Source organism: Streptomyces sp. ADI96-02, assembly GCF_003846185.1.
Taxonomy (GTDB): Bacteria; Actinomycetota; Actinomycetes; order Streptomycetales; family Streptomycetaceae; genus Streptomyces.
In genome coordinates, this window is record NZ_ML123034.1 from 6,801,105 (window position 1) to 6,820,706 (window position 19,602).

The window sequence follows — 19,602 nt, forward strand, 5'->3', positions numbered from 1 at the left end:
CAACAAGGGGGACTTGTGGCCGCTCAGTTCATCACCGGGACCGCACCCGGGGCCCCGGACACCGCACGGCTCGCGGCCCGCGGCATCACGGTCGGGTACGGGGGCCGTACGGTCATCGACGGGCTCGACGTGGCGATTCCGCCCGGAGTGATCACCACGATCATCGGCCCCAACGGCTGCGGGAAGTCCACGCTGTTGCGCACCCTGACGCGACTGCTCAAACCGGCCGGCGGCACGGTGGTGCTGGACGGCGAGGACATCGGCACGCTCCGGACGAAGGACGTGGCGAAGAAGCTCGGGCTCCTGCCGCAGGCGCCGGTCGCCCCGGAGGGGCTGACCGTCGCCGACCTGGTCGCCAGGGGACGCCACCCGCACCAGAGCTGGCTGCGACAGTGGTCCTCCGACGACGCCGACGTCGTACGGCGGGCCCTGGCCATGACCGGCGTCGCCGACCTGGCCGACCGCCCCGTCGACTCCCTGTCCGGCGGTCAGCGTCAGCGCGTCTGGATCTCGATGACCCTGGCTCAGGGCACCGATCTGCTGCTGCTGGACGAGCCGACCACCTACCTCGACCTGGCCCACGCGATCGACGTGCTGGACCTGGTCGACGACCTCCACGAGTCGGGGTGCACCGTGGTCATGGTGCTGCACGACCTCAACCTCGCCACGCGCTACAGCGACAACCTCGTCGTCATGCGGGACGGGGCCGTCCTGGCACAGGGGCATCCGCGCGACGTGGTCACCGCCGAGCTGCTGCACGACGCGTTCGGCCTGCACGCCCGTGTGATCGACGACCCGGTCGGCGACCGGCCGCTCATCGTGCCGATAGGCCGTACGCACGTCCGCGTCGGCCAGTAGGCCGCGGAAGGCCGACGGGAGGCCGTCCCGGCGGCTTCTGACGGGACGCCGGCCCGCCCTTCTCGCGCTGCTGCGGGCAGGTGCGCGGAGTCCTGCGCCGGTGTGGGGGAACCAACTGATCTCCGACTCAGGAAAGTTAAAAAGTTAGGCTAGGCTGACCTCACTATCCAGGCTAAGGTTTGGCTGCCCTGACACAGGGCGCAGTGGACAGCACGAAAGCAAGGGATTCCGGATGCTTCTCCATCGAACGACGCTCGTGAAGCCGTGGCAGCGGCTCGCCGCGGCAGTCTCCGCCGCGACTCTCGGCGTCGGTCTTCTCGCGGGTTGCGGTTCCGACACGGCGGACGAGAAGAGCGACAAGGCCCCCGCGGCGGCGGCCGACGGCGCGTTCCCGGTCACCGTGGAGCACGCGTTCGGATCCACGGAGGTCACCAAGGCTCCGAAGCGGGTCGTCACCGTGGGCTACACCGACGACCAGGCCGTCCTGGCCTTCGGCATCAAGCCCGTCGGCATGGTCGACCAGTACCCGAACCCGGCCGGCCAGTCGCCCGACATCAATACCCAGTGGCCCTGGGTGAAGGACAAGTGGGGCGACGCCCGCCCCGAGGTCATCATGAAGAACGGTGACGCGGGCCCCAACTTCGAGAAGATCGCCTCCCTCCGCCCGGACCTGATCATCGCGGTCTACTCCGAGGTCGACAAGGCCGCCTACGACAAGCTCTCCAAGATCGCTCCGACCGTGGGCCGCACCAAGGGCGAGAAGGAGCTCTTCAGCGCCCCGTGGCAGGACAACGCGGTGCACATCGCGAAGGCGCTCGGCAAGGAGAAGGAGGGCGCCGAACTGGTCCAGGGCATCCAGGACAAGCTGGACGCCGCCAGGAAGGCCAACCCGGAGTTCGCCGGCCAGACCGCCGTCGCGTTCTCCTGGTACAAGGACTCGATCGCGCCGTTCACCTCCACCGACGTGCGCGGCCGGCTCCTGACCGGCGCCGGCTTCACGTACCAGACCGAGATCGACAAGATCGCGGACGGCGGCTTCTCCACCGAGCTCTCGCCCGAGCGCATCGACCTGATCGACGTCGACCGCGTCTTCGTCATCAACGACAAGGCGGACACCGAAGCGCTCAAGAAGTTCAAGCTCTTCAGCAACCTGCCCGCCGTCAAGAACGGCAAGGTCTCCTACCTGCTCGACAGCGAGGGCCCGGCGGTCGGCGCCGCGATGTCCCAGGGCACCCTGCTGTCCCTGCCCTACGCGATCGACGAGCTCGTCAAGTCGGCCAAGTAGAGATGACGATCCGACAGTCCCGTCCCCGGCGAGATTTGGTTCTTGTGTGAGTGCCACCGACACCCGCGTCGTCTCGACGAAACTGCGCACCGCGACCGGGGGCGAAGCCGCCCGATGGGTCGCCCGGCACTGCCGCGAAGCCCCCTGGCTGACGGTCTCCACGGTGCTCACCACGGTGGCCGGAGCCGCACTCCAGGTGCTCCCGGTGCTGCTGCTGGGCCGGGTGGTCGACGGGGTGGTCGGGGGCGGGTCGCGCTCGATACTGCTCACCGTCGGCGTGCTGATGGGGGCCGCCGCGCTGCTCGGCGCGGCGGCCACCGCGGCCTCGACGTACCTCATCGGGCGGCTCGGAGCGGATCTGCTCGCGCGTCTGCGGGAGGACGCCGTCCGGGCCGTGCTGGGGATGCCGAGCGCACGCGTCGAACAGGTCGGCCGGGGCGATGTGCTCTCCCGCGTCGGCGACGACGTGGCCGTACTGTCCAAGGGCATCCGGACGGCCATTCCCACGGTCTTCTCGGCGGGCGTGCTGGTCGTCATCGCGACGGTCGGCATGTTCGGACTGGACTGGCGGCTCGGCCTGGCCGGCGCCTGCGCGCTGCCCGCGTACGCGCTGGCGCTGCGCTGGTACCTGCCCCGCTCCGCACCGCTCTACCGCAGACAGCGCATCGCCCAGGCCGACCGCGCCCAGGCGCTGATCAGCGGACTGAACGGGATCGACACCGTCCGGGCCTACCGCCTGGAGGACTCGGTCCGCGAGAAGGTCACCACCGAGTCGTGGCGGGTGCGCGATCTCGGGGTCGACGTGTTCCGGTTCTTCGGCCGGTTCGTCGGCAGGGAGAACCGGGCCGAGTTCATCGGGCTCGTCCTGATCCTGGTCGTCGGCTACGCCCTGCTGGAGGCCGACGCCGCCACGCTGGGCGAGGTCTCGGCGGCCCCGCTGATGTTCCACCGGCTGTTCACCCCGCTGGGCGCGATCATGTTCACCTTCGACGAGGCGCAGAAGTCGGGCGCGAGCCTCACCCGCCTGGTCGGCGTGTTCGGCGAGCCCGCGGAAGAACGGCTCGTCGGCGACGTGTCGGTGCCGCCGGCCGGCGCCGCGCCGCACCCGGTCGCGGTGAAGGGGCTGACCTTCAGCTATCCCGGCGCCGACGAACCGGTCCTGCGGGACGTGTCCCTGTCCATCCCGGCAGGCGGCTCGCTCGCCCTGGTCGGGGCGACGGGCGCCGGCAAATCGACCCTGGCCGCGCTGATCGCCGGAACCGGCACGCCGCAGGCCGGATCGGTGCGCATCGGCTCGCACGACCTCGCCGATCTGGACGAGGCCGGCGCGCGCGCCCTGGTGAGCATTCTGACCCAGGAGACCCACGTCTTCTCGGGGACGCTCGCCGACGACCTGAGACTCGCCGCGCCCGACGCGAGCGACGCCGAGCTGATGGACGCGCTGCGCACCGTCGGCGCCGGGGACTGGGTCGAGCTGCTGCCGGACGGCCTGAACGCCATGGTCGGCGAGGGGGGCGAGCGCCTGGACGTCACCAAGGTGGCCCAGATCGCCCTGGCCCGGCTCGTGTTGAGCCGGTCCCCGGTCGTGGTGCTCGACGAGTCGACCGCCGAGGCGGGCAGCGAGGGCGCCGCCGAACTGGAACGAGCCGTGCTGGCCGCGTGCTCGGGCCGCACCACGCTGTTCGTGGCCCACCGCCTGACGCAGGCGATGGCGGCGGACCGCATCGCCGTGCTCGACGCGGGACGCGTGGTGGAGGAAGGAACGCACAGGGAGCTGGTGGCCCTGGGCGGCCAGTACGCCCGACTGTGGCGCGCTTGGCGAGAAGGTAGTTAGGCGAGCCTTACTGAGGCTAGGCTAACTCGCATACCTTGGAAGGATGCTGAGACTCCGATGATGGAACCGAGCGCTCCCCGCGTACTGCTTTCCCCCACCCGGCTGGCCGACGTACGCCGTCGAACCGGCGACTACGGCGACCGGACCATCGTCGAGGCGTGCGCCGTCGCCCTCGCGTACTGGGCGACCGGCACGGGCCCGGAGGGCATCGACCTCACGCCCGCCACGCTCTTCGCCGACGTCCTCGGATGGGTCGAGAACGGCGGCGGCGGAACCGACGGCTGGGAGACCGACGCGCGGGCCGGGAGCATCGGCCTGCCGGCCGGCGTGGCACAGGCCGACGCGCAACGCGCGCTGGACGACCTGGCCGACTTCCCCGACCGGCCCCTCGGCACCCTGGGCCCGGACGGTCCGGCGGCCAGGATCGAGGCCCTGGCCCGGTGGAACGACACCCACGCCGACCGGATACGCCCCACCATCATGGAGATGTTCCGCGAGCAGGCGCGCCTGAGGCCGGACGCCGTCGCCGTCGTCGACGAGCACCGGTCGCTGACGTACCGCGAGGCAGCCGAGCACTCGGCGCAGTTGGCCCACCACCTCGTCGAACGCGGCCTCACCGGCGAGCAGGTCGTCGGCATCTCGCTCGGCCGCTCCGCCGACATGGTCATCGGCCTCCTGGCCGTCCTCCAGGCCGGGTGCGCGTTCGTGCCGCTCGACCCCCAGTGGCCCGCCGCCCGCCGCGCCGTCGTCGTCGAGGACGCCCGGGTGGTGCTCCAGCTCAACGCCACCGGCAAGGCCGACGCCGGTGAACCGGACGCCCTCGCCGTGGACCTCGGCGACTGGAAGTACGCCGCCCACCCGGCCGAAGCCCCGCGGACGGCCGTCGCCGGGACCGCCCTGGCCTACGTCATCTTCACCTCCGGCTCCACCGGCCGGCCCAAGGGCGCCATGATCCGGCACGAGGCGATCAGCGAGCGCCTGCTGTGGCAGGTCGAGGAGATCCTGCGGTTCGGCCACGACGACGCGTCGCTCTTCAAGGCCCCGCTGTCCTTCGACATCTCCATCAACGAGATCTTCCTGCCCCTGGTCTCCGGCGGCCGGCTGGTCGTCCTGCGGCCCGGCGGCGAACGCGACCCGCACCACCTGCTGAGCGTGATCGCCGAACAGCGCGTCACCTTCACCTACCTCGTGTCGTCCATGCTGGACGTGCTGCTGGAGATCGCGGGCGACACCGGACGCCTCGACAGCCTGCGGCACGTCTGGTGCGGCGGCGAGGTCCTCACCCCCGAGCTGTACGAGCGGTTCCGCACCCGGCTCGACATCCCCATGTACCACGGCTACGGCCCCGCCGAGACGACCATCGGCGTCTCCCACGTCATCTACCGCGGCGCGGCCGAACGCCTGTCGACGTCCATCGGCAAGGCCAACCCCAACACCCAGCTCTACGTCCTGGACGACGAACTGCGCCCGGTCCCGGTCGGCGTCGGCGGCGAACTGTACGTCGGAGGACTCCTCCTGGGACGCGGTTACGTCAACGCCCCCGGCCTCACCGCCTCGCGGTTCGTGGCGAACCCCTTCGCCGCGGACGGCTCCCGGCTCTACCGCACCGGCGACCTGGCCCGCTACGCCCCGGACGGCTCGCTCGACTTCCTCGGCCGCGCCGACAACCAGATCAAGATCCGCGGCATGCGGCTGGAGATCGAGGACGTCGAGGCCGGACTCGCGGAACACCCCGGCGTACGGCACACCTGCGTCGTCGCGAAGAAGAACACCGCCGGCGGCACCTACCTGGTGGGCTACGTCATCCCGGCCGCCGGCGAGCAGGACCTGCGCGCCGACGACGTCAAGGCATGGGCCGCCGCCCACATGGTCGAGTACATGGTGCCCACCCACCTCGTCGTCATGACCGAGTTCCCGCTCACCGCGAACGGCAAGATCGACCGCCGCGCCCTGCCGGAGCCCACCGTCGACGCCGGCTCCCTCGCGGCGCCCGCCACCGACGAGGAACGCACGGTGTGCGCGGCCGTCGCCTCCGTCCTGCGACTGGAACAGGTCGGCGTCGACCAGGACTTCTTCCAGCTCGGCGGAGACAGCATCCTGGCCATCTCGCTGCTCAGCGCCCTGCGCGACGCCGGCCTCTACGTCACCGCACGGCAGATCTTCACCCACAGCACGGTCGGCGCGCTGGCCGCCGTGGCCGGCCGCGAGGACGTCGCCACCGTGGACCACGGCGACGTCGCGACCGGCTCCGTGGTGGGCTCGCCCATCGTCCAGTGGCTCGGCCGCACCACCGACGCGATCGACGGCTTCGTGCAGTCGGTCGTCCTGAACACCCCGGCCGGCCTGACCCCGGACGCCCTCGACCGCATCCTCGCCGCCGTCCTCGAACGCCACGACATGCTGCGCGCCAGGCTGGTGCGCGGCGAGCGCTGGAGCTTCGACATCCCGCAGGCCGGAACCGCCGCCGCCGGATGGCAGGAGAGCGACGGCCCGCTGGAGGAGTGCGTCGAGCTCGCCACCGGCGGACTCGACCCGGACGACGGCGTGATGCTCCGAGCCGTGTGGCGACGCGAGGCGCGTCAGCTCGTCCTGGTGGCCCACCACGTCGTCATCGACGGCGTGTCCTGGCGCATCCTCATGGACGACCTGGCCACGGCCTGGCGCCAGTTCACGGCGGACGCCCCCGTCGAGCTGCCTCCCGTCGGCACCTCCTTCCGCCGCTGGACGCAGCTGCTGGAGCGCACGGCCTTCGACGCCGACCGCGCGTACTTCGGAGCCCCGCCGCCCGCGCCGGACGCCCTGATCGGCAGGCGCGTGCTGACCGAGGCCGACACCGTGGCCCGGGAGCGGACCCGGACCCTCTCCGTCGGACCCGGGGTGACGGCCGCGCTGCTGGGCGAGATACCCGCGAAGTTCCACGCGGGCGTCAACGACGTCCTGCTCACCGCGCTCGCCGTCTCCCTCGCCCGCTGGCGTCGCGACCGCGGCCAGGACCAGACGTTCGCCCACATCGAGCTGGAGGGCCACGGCCGCGAGGGCCGCTTCGTCGCGGACGCGGCCGGCTTCGAGCCGGAACTCTCCCGGACCATCGGCTGGTTCACCACCCTCTTCCCGGTCACCGTGGACCCCGGCGCGGCGGACGACCTCACCGACCCCGCCTACCTGGCCGCCGCCCTCAAGGCGGTCAAGGAGGACCTCGCGCGGGTGCCGAGCAACGGCCTCTCCTACGGCGCCCTGCGCTACCTGACCGCCGCCGGCCAGGCCGCCCCCGTGCCCCAGGTGCTCTTCAACTACCTCGGCCGCTTCGACGCGGGCTCCGCCGGGGACTGGCAGCTCGCCGGAACCACCGGACAGCTGGGCGAGAAGCGCGACCCCCGGATGCGCATGCCGCGCGCCCTGGAGTTCAACGCCATCGCCGAGCCCGACGCGAGCGGGGCCTACGAGCTGGTCACCACCGTCTCCTGGCCCGAGGGCGTGTTCACCGACGAGGACGTCACCACCCTCGGCGGATACTTCCAGGCGGCCCTGACCGCGCTCGCGGCGCTCGACGAAGGCGGCCACTCGCCCAGCGACTTCCCGCTGGTGCGGCTCTCCCAGGCCGACGTCGACGACCTGGACGGACCGGCGCTGCGGGACGTCCTGCCGCTGACCCCGCTCCAGGAGGGCCTGTACTTCCACTCGGTCTTCGACGACGACGCGACGGGCAGCTACGTCGAACAGCAGCTGCTGACCCTGGACGGCGACGTGGACGCCGACCGCCTGGCGGCGGCGGCCACCCGGCTGCTGGAGCTCTACCCCAACCTGGCCGCCCGGTTCACGGCCCTCGCCGACGGCCGGGTCGTCTCCGTCTTCGAGAGCGGCGTACGAGCGCCCTTCACCACGCTGGAGCGGCCCTCCATCACCGACGCGGAGATCCGCGAGCTGGCCGAGCGGGACCGCCGCGCGGGCTTCGACCTCGCCACCGGGCCGCTCATGCGCTACACCCTGGTCCGCGCCGCCGACCGCACGGTCCTGGTGCAGACCGTGCACCACATCATCGCCGACGGCTGGTCGGTGCCGCCGATGCTGCGCGCCCTGCTGGCCGAGTACCACGCGCCGGGAGCCGTCTACCCGCTCGGCGGCTACCGCGACTACGTCAGCTGGCTGGCCGAACGCGACCAGGACGAGAGCGACCGGGTCTGGAGCCGCGAACTCGCTGACCTGCCCGGCCCCTCGCTCGTCGCCGAGGGCCACACCCCCTCCGAACGGTTCGCCGACGTCACGGCCGAACCCGCCGACGACGTCGACCCCGCCGCCCGGTCGGCCGGCGTACCCCTCAGCGTGGCCGTGCACAGCGCGTGGGCCGTGACGCTGGGCGGCATCCTGCACGGCGCCGACGTCGTCTTCGGCTCCACCGTGTCCGGACGCGACGCCGAGGTGCCCGGCATCCGGGACATGGTCGGCCTCTTCATCAACACCATTCCCGTGCGCGCCCGTTGGACCGCCGCCACCACGGCCGCGGACCTGCTCGCGGCGGTCAGGGACCACCAGAGCCGGGTACTGGCCCACCAGCACGTCTCGCTGGCCAGGATCGGCCGCCAGGCCGGGGCCGGCTCCCTCTTCGACACCCTGGTGGTGTTCGACGTCGCCACCGACGTGGCGGCCCTGCGCGGTCCGGACCACACCCTCGCGATCACCGACATCGTCAACGAGGGCGCGCCGCACTACCCGCTGACGCTGGTGGTCGAGCGCAGCCTCGACGGCCGGCCCCGCTTCAACCTCATCTACGACGGCGCCCTGCTGCGACGCGAGAGCGCCGAGGCGATCCTGGACACCTTCACCTCCACCCTCGCCGGCCTGCTCGACCGGCCCGACGCCCCGGTCGGCGCGCTCGCCCCCCGGGCGGCGAAGGCCCCGGCCCGGATCGCCCCCACCACCCTGGGCGAGCTGTTCGACGCCGCCGCCGCCCGCGACCGGTCGGCCACCGCCCTCACCCAGTGCGCCCTCGACGGCACCACCAGGTCGATGACCTACGGCGAACTGGCCGACGCCAAGGACGAGCTGTCCCGCGCCCTGCGCGCGGCCGGAGTCGGCCCCGGCCGACGGGTCGCCGTCGCCGTCCCGCGCTCACTGGAGCAGGTCGTCGCCCTCGTCGCGGTCGTCTCCGCCGGAGGCGCGTACGTTCCGCTGGACCTGGCCTACCCGGACGACCGGCTGGAGTACATCCTCGCCGACGCGGCCCCGCAGGTCGTCCTGGTGGACCGGGAACAGCGCGACCGGTTCACCCGGCTGCTGGACCGGGCCGGCGTGCACGCCCGGGTGCTCGTGCAGGGCGACGAACTGCCGCCGGCCGACACCGCGCCCGACGTCGGCCCGCACGACGCCGCCTACGTGATCTACACCTCCGGCTCCACCGGCCGGCCCAAGGGCGTGTCCGTACCGCACGCCGCCGTGGTGGCGCTGCTGGCGAACACCCAACCCGACATGGGCTTCGGACCGCGGGACGTATGGGTCCAGTTCCACTCCTTCTCCTTCGACTTCGCCGTCTGGGAGCTGTGGGGCGCTCTGGCGCACGGCGGCGAGCTGCTGGTGCCGGAGTACGCGCTGACCCGCTCGCCGGTCGACTTCCACCGGCTCGTCCACGAGCGCGGTGTGACCGTGCTCAACCAGACCCCGTCGGCCTTCTACCAGTTCATCGAGGCCGACCTGCACGCCGGCCGGCCGCTCACCGCGCTGCGCCGCGTCATCTTCGGCGGCGAGGCGCTGGACCTCGGACGGCTGCGCGGCTGGGTCGAGCGGCACGGCGCGGTCGCGCCCGAGCTCGTCAACATGTACGGCATCACCGAGACCACCGTGCACGTCACCCACCGGGTGCTCACCGAGGAGGACTTCGGCCTCGGCGACGACGTCAGCCCGATCGGCGGCCCCATCCCCGGCCTGGTCACCTACCTGCTCGACGACCGGCTCCGGCCAGTGCCGCCGGGCCGGGTGGGCGCCATCTACGTCGCCGGCGACCAGGTGTCGCTCGGCTACCTGGGACGCCCGGGGCTCACCGCGGGCCGCTTCGTGGCCGACCCGTACGCGGCCGACGGCTCCCGCATGTACCACACGGGCGACCTCGCCCGCCGCACGCTCGACGGCGAGCTGGAGTTCGCTGGCCGCGCCGACGACCAGGTGCAGCTCAAGGGCTTCCGCATCGAACTCGGCGAGGTCGAGGCCGCGGTCCGGCAGCTCGACGGCGTCGTCGACACGGCCGTCACCGTGGCGGACGGCGGCGACCACCTCGTCGCACACGTCGTGGGCGGCATGCCCGCCGACTTCGCCGCCCTGCTCGCCGCCAAGCTCCCGGTGCACATGGTGCCGGGCCGGGTCCTGCCCCTCGACGCGCTGCCGCTGACGGTCAACGGCAAGCTGGACCGCAAGGCGCTCACCGAGCGCGCCGCGCGGGAGGAGACCCGGGCGGAGAGCCCGGCGGGGCCCGCGGCCGACTCCGCCGTCGACGCCCTGGTCGACATCTTCGCCCACGCGCTGCCCAGCGCGGACGTGGACGCCGACACCGACTTCTTCGGCGCCGGCGGCGACAGCATCGTCGCCATTACGGTGATCAACCGGGCCCGTGCGATCGGCCTGCCCATCGCGCCCCGGGACGTCTTCCTGTTCAAGACGCCGCGCGCGCTCGCCGGCCACCTCGCCACCAGCGCCCCGCGCGCCGCCGCGCCCGCACCGGCGCGCCACGAGGACGGCCCGCTGCCCGCCACGCCGATCATCCTGCGCCAGCGGGAACTGGGCGGCTCGCTCGACCGGTTCGCCCAGGCCAGGAGCCTGGTCGCGCCCGAGGGAACGAGCCTCGACGACATCCGCCGCGCGGCTGACACCGTCATCGCCGCACACCCGGCGCTGCGCCTGCGGCTGCGGATCGAGCACGGGGTGTGGAGCCTGCGCACCGAGCCCGCCCGCGAGGCCGCCGTCGAACCGGTGGACACGGCCGACGCGACCGCCGCGGCGAACGAGGCCGCCGGCCGGCTCGACCCCGAGGCCGGGAACGTCGTCGCGTTCTCCTGGCTGGAGGCGACCCGCACCCTGGTGGTCGCCGTCCACCACCTTGCGGTCGACTCGGTGTCCTGGCTCGTCCTCCTCGACGACCTGGCCGGCGCCCTGACCGGGGCCGCCCCGGCCCCGCCGACCACGTCCTACGCCGAGTACGCCGAGGCGCTGACGGTCCGGTCGGCCGACGCGGCCGACGACCTCGGACACTGGATCACCACGCTCGCGGCGCCGCCGCTGCTGCCCTCCGTCCGGGAACCGCGCGAGACCACGGTCGTCCTGCCGCCCGAGGCGAGCGACCGCGTCACGCGCACCGCGCCCGCCGCCCTCGGCGTCGGCCTCACCGAGCTGCTGTGCGGGGCCCTGCGCACCGCCCTGACCCGCGTCCAGCCCGCACCCACCGACCTCGCCGTCGAACTGGAGCGGCACGGCCGCGTCCCGGCCCTGGAACACCACGACTACTCGCGCACCGTCGGCTGGTTCACCTCCATCGCCCCCGTGCGGCTCACCGCGCACACCGACCCCGTCGAGGCGGCCCGCGAGATCGCCGCCCGCCAGCCGGACGAGCACGGGCACGTCGCCTACGGACGGCTCCGCTACCTCAACCCGCAGACGGCCCCGCTGCTGACCGCCCGGCCGCAGGTCCTCTTCAACTACCTCGGCCGGGGCAGCGAGTCCCAGGCGCTCCAGGTCACCGGCGAGGACCAGGGCAGCCCGTACGCCGTCGAGGTCAACGCCTGGACCGACGACGCCACCGGAAGCCTGCACGCCTCCTTCACCCTCGCCGAGGGCGTGCCCGACGAGATCACCGACCACTGGCTCACCGCGCTGGAGCAGATCCAGCGTGCCTCCGCGACGGCCGAGCGCACCGCGCCGGTCACCCCGCTCCAGCGGGGCCTGTACTTCCAGGCGCAGATGGCGGGCGCGGCCGGACACTACGTCGCGCAGAGCTACTTCACCTTCGACCGGCGCCTGGACACCGACGCGCTGGCCGACGCGATGGCGTACGTCATCGCCCGCCACCCCGTCGTGGGCGCCGGCTTCACCACCGACGACGACGGCAGCCCGGTCCAGGTCCTCAGGGCCGGTCGCCGGATCGACGTCCGCACGGTCGAACTGGCCGCGGACGCCGACGTGGAGGACCTGCGTTCCCGCGACCGCGCGGCCGGGTTCGACCCGGGCGAGCCGCCGCTGATCCGGGTGACCGTGGTACGGCTGCCCGAGGGCCGCGACGGGCTGCTCCTCAGCTACCACCTGCTGCTCTGGGACGGCTGGTCCCGCGAGATCGTGCTGCGCGACCTGTTCGACGCCTACCGGGCCGTCCTCGCGGGCGAACCGCTGGACGCCTCCCCGGCCGTGCCGAGCTTCGAGGACTACGCGCGGTCGCTCGACGCCCGGGACCCCGCCGTGTCGACCCGCTTCTGGGCGGAGCACCTGGCCGGACTGCCGGGCCCCACGCTCCTCGCCGGAACGGCGCCGGTCCTCTCGGAGGAACTGCCGAGCCCCCTCGTGCACACCCTCTCCACCGAACTGTCCGACCGGCTGCGCGAAGCCGCCCGGGTGCACGGAGTCACCCTGAACTCGGTGCTGACCGGCGCGTTCGGCCTCCTCCTCGGCGCCCGCACGGGACGCGGCGACGCCGTCTTCGGCGTGACCGTCTCGGGCCGCGAGGGCGAGGGCCACTCCGACATCGTCGGCGTGCTGCTCAACACCGTGCCCCTGTGGACCCGGGCACGGCCCGGCGACACGGTCGGCGCGTACCTGTCGGCCGTGCAGGCGGCCCGCGTCGAGGCGATGGAGCACGAACACCTCGGACTTGGCGAGATCCAGCGGGCCAGCGGGCACGACACCCTCTTCGACAACCTGTTCGTGCTCCAGAACTTCCTGGACATGGACGCCTTCGCCCGGATGAACGCCCGCCACGGCATCACCTCCGTGCAGGCCGACGACTCCACGCACTACCCGTACACCTGGGTCGTCACGCCCGGCGACCGGCTGACGGTCAAGCTGGAACACCGCCACGGCGACCCGGACCACGCCCGCGGTCTCCTCGACGCCTACCTGCGCGTACTGGCGGACGTCGCCGGATCGACCGGACTCCTGGGCGCGCTCCCCGGACCGGGGCCGGACCCCGAGCCCGCCGAGCGCACCGAGGTCGGCACGGACACCGTCGTCGACCGCTTCGACCGGGCGGCCGACCGCGACCCGGACCGGGTCGCCCTGGTCGCCGGGGACGCGCGGTGGACGTTCGCCGAACTCCGCGACCGCAGCCGCGCCGTGGCGGGCGTACTCGCCCAGCGGGGCATCGGCCCCGAGACGACCGTGGGCCTCGCGATACCGCGCTCCCTCGACTGGATCGCCGCGCTGTTCGCGGTGCTGCGCGTCGGGGCCGCCTACGTACCGCTGGAGCTGGACCACCCGGACGAGCGCATCGCGGGGATCGTCGCGGACGCCCGGCCCGAGGTGATCCTCACGGTCAGTGCCGTCTCGCCCCGGCTGAGCGGCGAACTGATCGAGCTGGACCGGCCGTTGCCCGATGCCGAGCCGTACGTCACGTTCGCGCCGGACGACCCGGACCGCCTGCGCCACCCCGCGTACACGATCTACACCTCCGGCTCGACCGGGAAGCCGAAGGGCGTGGTGACCGAGTACGCCGGGCTCACCAACATGCTCGTCAACCACCAGCGGCGGATCTTCGAACCGGTCCTCGCCGAGCACGACCACCGGGTCTTCCGGATCGCGCACACCGTCTCGTTCGCGTTCGACATGTCGTGGGAGGAGCTGCTGTGGCTCGCCGACGGCCACGAGGTCCACATCTGCGACGAGGAACTGCGCCGCGACGCGCCCCGGCTCGTCGAGTACTGCGGTGAGCACGCCATCGACGTCATCAACGTGACGCCGACGTACGCGCAGCAACTGGTGGCCGAAGGACTGCTCGACAACCCCGAACGGCGGCCGGCCCTGGTGCTGCTCGGCGGAGAGGCCGTCACGCCGACGCTGTGGCAGCGGCTCGCCGAGACCGAGGGTACGGTCGGCTACAACCTGTACGGGCCCACCGAGTACACCATCAACACCCTCGGCGTCGGCACCTTCGAGTGCCAGGACCCGGTGGTGGGCGTGGCGATCGACAACACCGAGGTCTACGTCCTGGACCCGTGGCTGCGTCCCCTGCCCGACGGGGTGCCCGGCGAGCTTTACGTGGCGGGGATCGGCATCGCCCGCGGCTACCTCGGGCAGAGCGGGCAGACCGCGCACCGCTTCGTGGCCTGCCCGTTCGGCGAGCCGGGCGAGCGCATGTACCGCACGGGGGACCTGGTGGTCCGCCGCCCCGACGGGAACCTCTCCTACCTGGGCCGCACCGACCAGCAGGTCAAGATCCGCGGACACCGGGTCGAACCGGGCGAGGTGGAGGCCGTGTTCGCCGCCCACCCGGCGGTGCGCTTCGTCGCCGCCGTCGCCCAGCCCGATCCGCAGGTCGACGGGGCGTACCGGCTGGCCGCCTACCTCGTACTGGAGGACTCCGCCGATCTGGCGCGGGTCGCCGGCGAGGCGGGGGCCGGACTGCCGGACTTCCTGCGCCCGACGCACTTCGCCCGGGTCGACGGCATCCCGCTGACCGTGAACGGGAAGGCCGACACCAAGGCGCTGCCGGAGGCGAAGCCGCTCGGCGCGCTGACCACCGGCGGGGAGCGCGGCCCCGAGACGGAGACCGAGACCGTGGTCTGCGAGTTCTTCGCCGAGGCGCTGGACCTGGACGACGACGAGGTGAGCGCGGTGAGCGACTTCGTCTCCCTCGGCGGACACTCCATGCTGGCGGTGCGGCTGATCGGGCTGCTCCGCCGGGAGTACGGTCCTTCTGTCACCATCCGCGATCTGTTCACCCTGCGAACCCCGGAAGCGATTGCCCGCCACCTTGATGAAAACTCCTGACACGCAGCGGCCCCGACCGGGGTCGGCCATCCTGCGGACCGCGCTGCGCCGCAACATCGGCGCGATGATCTCGGGCACCGTCCTCATGGGGCTGTACCAGGCCGGGGAGACCGCCTTTCCCATCGCGCTGGGCCTGATCGTGGAACACACGATGCAGGACCGCAGCCCGGGCTCCCTCGGCGTGTCGATCGGCGCGCTGGCCGTCATCATCACGACGGTGTCCCTGTCGTGGCGGTTCGGCATGCGCGTCCTGCAGAAGGCCAACACGACCGAGGCCCACCGCTGGCGGGTCCAGGTGGCCGCCTGCGGGCTCCAGCCGGTGGCCCGGGACGTCGACCTGAAGTCCGGCGAGATCCTCACCATCGCCACCGAGGATGCCGACCAGACCGCCGACATCATCGAGGTGGTGCCGCTGCTGATCAGCTCCCTGGTCGCCGTGGTGGTCGCGGCGGTGGCGCTGAGCCTCGCCGACATCCGGCTCGGGCTCCTGGTCATCGCCGGGACGGTCGCGATCCTGTCGATCCTGGCCGTGATGTCGAAACGGATCGGCGCCAGCACCCAGGAGCAGCAGGCCCGGGTCGCCCGCGCCGGCGCCAAGGTCGCGGACCTGATCATCGGCCTGCGCCCGCTGCACGGCTTCGGCGGCAACCACGCGGCGTTCGGTTCCTACCGCAAGGTCTCCACGGACGCCAAGCGCCAGGCGATCACCGTCGCCCGGGTGAACGGCACGTACGCGGGCACCGCGCTGGCCCTCAACGCGGTCCTCGCCGCCGCCGTCTCCCTGACGGCGGGCTGGCTGGCGTTCGAGGGGCGGATCAGCATCGGGGAACTGGTCATGGCCGTGGGCCTGGCGCAGTTCATCATGGAACCGCTGAAGATGTTCTCGGAGATGCCCAAGTACGTGATGATGGCGCGGGCGTCGGCGGAGCGGATGGCCCTGGTGCTGTCCGCCCCGCCGGTGGCGACGCCGGGGCCGCGGCGCCCCGAGCCGGGCGGCGCTCTGGAGGTCGACTGCGTCCGGCACGGGACGCTGCGCGGGCTGAAGTTCTCGGTGGCCGCCGGCGAGTTCGTGGCGATCGCCGTCTACCAGCCGCGGTCGGCCGCCGACCTCGCCTCCGTCCTCGCCGTGAACGTCGCGCCCCACGCGTACGAGGGAGCGGTGCGGTTGGGCGGGGAGGAGATCCAGGACCTCGCGATCGAGGCGGTGCGCGAGCACATGCTGGTCAACCCGTACGACGGGGAGATCTTCGCCGGCACGCTCCGGACGAACATCGACCCGTCGGGCTCCGGCCGGGCGGTCTCCGAGGCCGTCGAGGCGTCGATGCTCACCGACGTCGTCGCGCTCCACCGCGATGGACTCGACTACGAGGTCCGCGATCGCGGGGCGAATCTCTCCGGCGGGCAGCGGCAGCGGCTGTCGCTGGCCCGGGCCCTCGCCGCCGACACCGAGGTGCTGGTGCTGCACGATCCGACGACGGCCGTCGACGCGGTCACCGAGCAGCTCATCGCGCGCAACGTCGCGCGGATGCGGCGGGGCCGGACGACGCTCGTCATCACCAGCAGCCCCGCCCTTCTGGACGCCGCCGACCGGGTGCTCGTCCTGGACGACGGCGTCATCACCGCCGAGGACACGCACCGCAACCTCCTCGCCGGCGACGAGGCGTACTGCCTGGCCGTCGCCCGGTAGCACCACCAGGGGCTCCGGGGACGTGTTCCGCACACGTCCCCGGAGCCGTTCAGGCGAGAGCCCAGGCGACGTCGGTGAGCAGGGCCTGCCGCCAGCCCGCCCGGTCGTGGCCGGACGCCGACCGCGAGACCCGCACCGCCGCGCCGGCCTGTTCGGTCAGCGTCTCGGTCAGCTCGCAGTGGGGCAGCATCCGCGTCTCGTGCTCGCCCACGTCGAACGCGCACCGCAGCCCCGACAGGTCGGGGCTCCGGCGCAGGCGCTCGGCCACCGCGCCGCCGAGCGCGCCGCCCAAGGGGTCGGGCAGGTCCACGGCGCCGGGGGCCCACCAGAAGGACCCCGACTGGCAGGCGACGCGCGAGACCAGGCCGGGGAACTCCAGCGCCGCGTACAGCGCGCTCAGCCCGCCCAGGCTCTGCCCGGCGACCACCATCCGCTCCGGGTCGGCCGGCACGCCGGACTTCGCCACCAGGGGCAGCAGTTCGTCCCGCACCGCCTCCCACAGCTCGGGCCGGCAGCCGAACTCGGCCTCCCGGTCCTTGGACGGGAGGAAGACGAGCGTGACGGGAGGCATCTCGCCGGCCGCGTGGGCCGCGTCGAACGCGGTCATGGCCGGGTGGAGGTGCAGCCAGTCGTCCCCGTCGAGCAGCAGCACCACCGGCCCGCCGCCGCCCACCGGGTGCACGCGCACGGTGCGTCGTCCGCCGAGCCGTTCGCTCGCCCAGCGGATCCGGGTGCGGGGGAGGGGCAGGACCTCGTCCGGGCCGAGGCCGGGCCAGTGCGGCTGGGCCGGGGCGTCCGGCGTCGCGGCGACGGACCGGTCACCGCCCGCGCCCGCCGGGTTGAACGGATCGGCGTACGCGGCGTCCCGGGCGAGGACGCGGTAGGTCACCCGCAGCCGGGCGGGCATCGCCACCTCGGCGTACCAGCAGTCCGTGTCGGCCCAGCGGCGCAGCGGGACGGGCGGCGACCAGCTCTCGAAGTCGATCACGGCCTCGGAGCCGCGCCACAGGAACAGCGTCCGCCACCCGCCGTCCTCGGCGGGCACGGAAGCGGGAGACCGGGCCGCTGCCCAGAAGGCGTCGGCGCCCGGCCGGCCCGGCAGACCGAAGGCGGCGAAGGGGCTCTCGTCGTCGGCGACGGGGCCGGAGCCGGGAGCGGTCATCGCCGACCGGTGAAGCGCTCGTCCGCGCTCCGGGGGTATGTGCTCGACGGCGTGTCCGTGCCGTTCACCGGGCTGACCCGTTCGATCACCGGGCGCATGAACGTCTCCTTGTGAGAGGGAGGGGGAGAGGTTAGGCTCATCCTGCATTAGGTGAGCCTAACCTAATGCGCATGACCTGCCGTAGCCGATCCGGCTCCTGGCTCCCCGACTCCCGAACAGGCCCAAGTCCCTTGCCGAGCAACGCGTCCACGATAGCGCCGCAGCCGGTGGGGCCGTATGTCGCCGTCCGGGGGATGATGGGACGCCGAAGCCCTGGCACGAGGCTCCCGCGGGCCCGCCGGACCCGCCGGGGACCGACGGCATCTCCGGCGGCCGGACGTGCGCGACGTCCGGCCGCCGACCGTACCGACCAATTGACGCACACTCATGACACGGCCCCTGCGGGCCGGTCGAACCCGTGGAGGAACCGAGCCATGAGCACCAACCCCTTCGACGACCCCGAAGGCCGCTTCCTGGTCCTGGTGAACGACGAGGGGCAGCACTCGCTCTGGCCCTCCTTCGCCGAGGTGCCCGGAGGCTGGACGGTCGCCCTGGAGGAGACCGGCCGCGAGGCGGCCCTGGAGTACGTCGAGACGCACTGGACCGACCTGCGCCCCCGGTCCCTCGCGGCCTCCACCGACTGACCGTTCACGACGAACCGCCCCGGCGGGCGAGCGCACCGGCTCGACGCCCAGGGGCGGAGCGCGCCGGCCACGCGGTTGTGTCCGGGCCGCCCCGGGGGCGGCCCGGCCCTCCGCGTCGGCCTCCGGCACGCGAACAGGGCCTGCCGTCCCCGCATGTCCGGCTGACGGGGTCGGCGACCAGCTCGCCCCGGTCGCCGGGCAACCGCCGCTGGAGCCCCCGGCCACGCGCAGACGCCGTGCGCCGGTACGGTCGCGACCCTGTCGCGGCCCGCCGGCGCGGAGCACTCCCCGCAGAGCCTCACACCGAGCGGACACGCAGCCGGGTGCTGCTCGGCGACGCCCCGCCCGGGCCTGCCCGATGCGCACCGGACGCATGGAGGCGGCGGCCCGCGTCGGCATCGGCGGCGTCGGAAGACCCGCCGTCAAGGCGGCCGGGACGCGCGCACCACGCGTGCTGACGCCCTCCCTCCCCGATTCCCGGGCCCGGCGGCCCAACTCTCCCGCGCGCAGGCGCGGATGACGCGGCGGAGAGCCGTTCTCCGCCCGCGGTACCCGAAAGGAACGTCTTGATCACGGCTTCGCCGCGCCCCGCCGCGCGACCGCACACGCTCACCGCGCCGCCGTCCGTCGTGCGCTCCGCCCGCGCCGAGGACGCCGCCGCACTCGCGGAGCTGTCGCTGCCCTTCGTACGGTCGGGAGCCCTGCGGGAGCGGCCGGTCGCCCTCTACGCCGCCCACGCGACCGACTTCCTGGTGGCGCAGGACGCGGACGGGGCTCTCGAAGGCTGCGTCGGGCTGCGGTCGTACGCGGCGGAGACCAGCGGGAGCACCGGGCCCGTGGGCGTGCTCTACAACTTCTGCGTGGCGGGCCGCCGGCAGGGGCGCGGCGTGGGAGCCGGGCTTCTGCACGCCGCGCTGGCCGGAGCGCGCGTCCGGGCTCTCGTCGCGCTGTTCACGGCGACGACGGGCGGCGGCGACCTGTTCCTGCGCCACGGGTTCGCACCGGCCTCCGCCCGCCAGGCTCCCGCGGCCTGGGCCGACTCCCTGGACCCCCGGCGGAACGCGCGGATCCTCGCCCGGTTCCTGTGAGATCGTCGCCCGGTTCCTGTGACGGCGGGCCGCGGGGGCCGTCGGCGGCCCG

At 73.3% G+C, this 19,602-nt stretch carries 8 protein-coding genes; 7 read left to right on the forward strand and 1 reads right to left on the reverse strand.

What is annotated here, in order from left to right:
* The first annotated feature begins 15 nt into the window (after nt 1–15).
* From EES43_RS29730 to EES43_RS29750, 5 genes are all read left to right on the forward strand, one after another.
* The gene (locus tag EES43_RS29730) at nt 16–858 is read left to right on the forward strand and encodes an ABC transporter ATP-binding protein (RefSeq protein ID WP_124271641.1); all 843 of its coding nucleotides are present in this window, start codon (nt 16–18) and stop codon (nt 856–858) included.
* A 232-nt stretch (nt 859–1,090) separates the two neighbouring features.
* Nucleotides 1,091–2,143, forward strand: coding sequence for an iron-siderophore ABC transporter substrate-binding protein (locus EES43_RS29735; protein ID WP_124271642.1), 1,053 nt, complete (start codon nt 1,091–1,093; stop codon nt 2,141–2,143).
* Between the two features lie 46 nt (nt 2,144–2,189).
* Nucleotides 2,190–3,977, forward strand: a complete 1,788-nt coding sequence (locus tag EES43_RS29740; RefSeq protein WP_124271643.1) for an ABC transporter ATP-binding protein — start codon at nt 2,190–2,192, stop codon at nt 3,975–3,977.
* Between the two features lie 57 nt (nt 3,978–4,034).
* A complete protein-coding gene (locus EES43_RS29745) occupies nt 4,035–14,930 on the forward strand; it encodes a non-ribosomal peptide synthetase (protein WP_124271644.1) in 10,896 nt (3,631 codons plus the stop codon).
* A complete protein-coding gene (locus tag EES43_RS29750) occupies nt 14,917–16,617 on the forward strand; it encodes an ABC transporter ATP-binding protein (protein WP_124271645.1) in 1,701 nt (566 codons plus the stop codon). The genes EES43_RS29745 and EES43_RS29750 overlap by 14 nt, the downstream gene beginning before the upstream one ends.
* A gap of 49 nt (nt 16,618–16,666) precedes the next feature.
* On the opposite strand, the gene EES43_RS29755 is transcribed toward EES43_RS29750, so the two are convergent.
* A complete protein-coding gene (locus EES43_RS29755) occupies nt 16,667–17,779 on the reverse strand; it encodes an alpha/beta hydrolase-fold protein (protein ID WP_124271646.1) in 1,113 nt (370 codons plus the stop codon).
* Between the two features lie 473 nt (nt 17,780–18,252).
* Here EES43_RS29755 and EES43_RS29760 point away from each other — a divergent pair, with 473 nt between their 5' ends.
* Nucleotides 18,253–18,462 (forward strand): MbtH family protein, encoded by a 210-nt coding sequence (locus EES43_RS29760; RefSeq protein WP_124271647.1) that lies wholly within the window; start codon nt 18,253–18,255, stop codon nt 18,460–18,462.
* Nucleotides 18,463–19,031: 569 nt separating this feature from the next.
* Nucleotides 19,032–19,550 carry a GNAT family N-acetyltransferase gene (locus EES43_RS29765; protein WP_241192738.1) on the forward strand — a complete coding sequence of 173 codons (519 nt, stop codon included), beginning with the start codon at nt 19,032–19,034 and terminating at the stop codon, nt 19,548–19,550.
* Nucleotides 19,551–19,602 lie beyond the last annotated feature (52 nt).

Excerpts from the sequence above, each read along its gene's own strand:
- EES43_RS29755 (WP_124271646.1), bottom strand. The coding sequence starts at position 17,779 with ATGACCGCTCCCGGCTCCGGCCCCGTCGCCGACGACGAGAGCCCCTTC.
- EES43_RS29760 (WP_124271647.1), top strand. The coding sequence starts at position 18,253 with ATGAGCACCAACCCCTTCGACGACCCCGAAGGCCGCTTCCTGGTCCTG.
- EES43_RS29735 (WP_124271642.1), top strand. The coding sequence starts at position 1,091 with ATGCTTCTCCATCGAACGACGCTCGTGAAGCCGTGGCAGCGGCTCGCC.
- EES43_RS29745 (WP_124271644.1), top strand. The coding sequence starts at position 4,035 with ATGATGGAACCGAGCGCTCCCCGCGTACTGCTTTCCCCCACCCGGCTG.
- EES43_RS29750 (WP_124271645.1), top strand. The coding sequence starts at position 14,917 with ATGAAAACTCCTGACACGCAGCGGCCCCGACCGGGGTCGGCCATCCTG.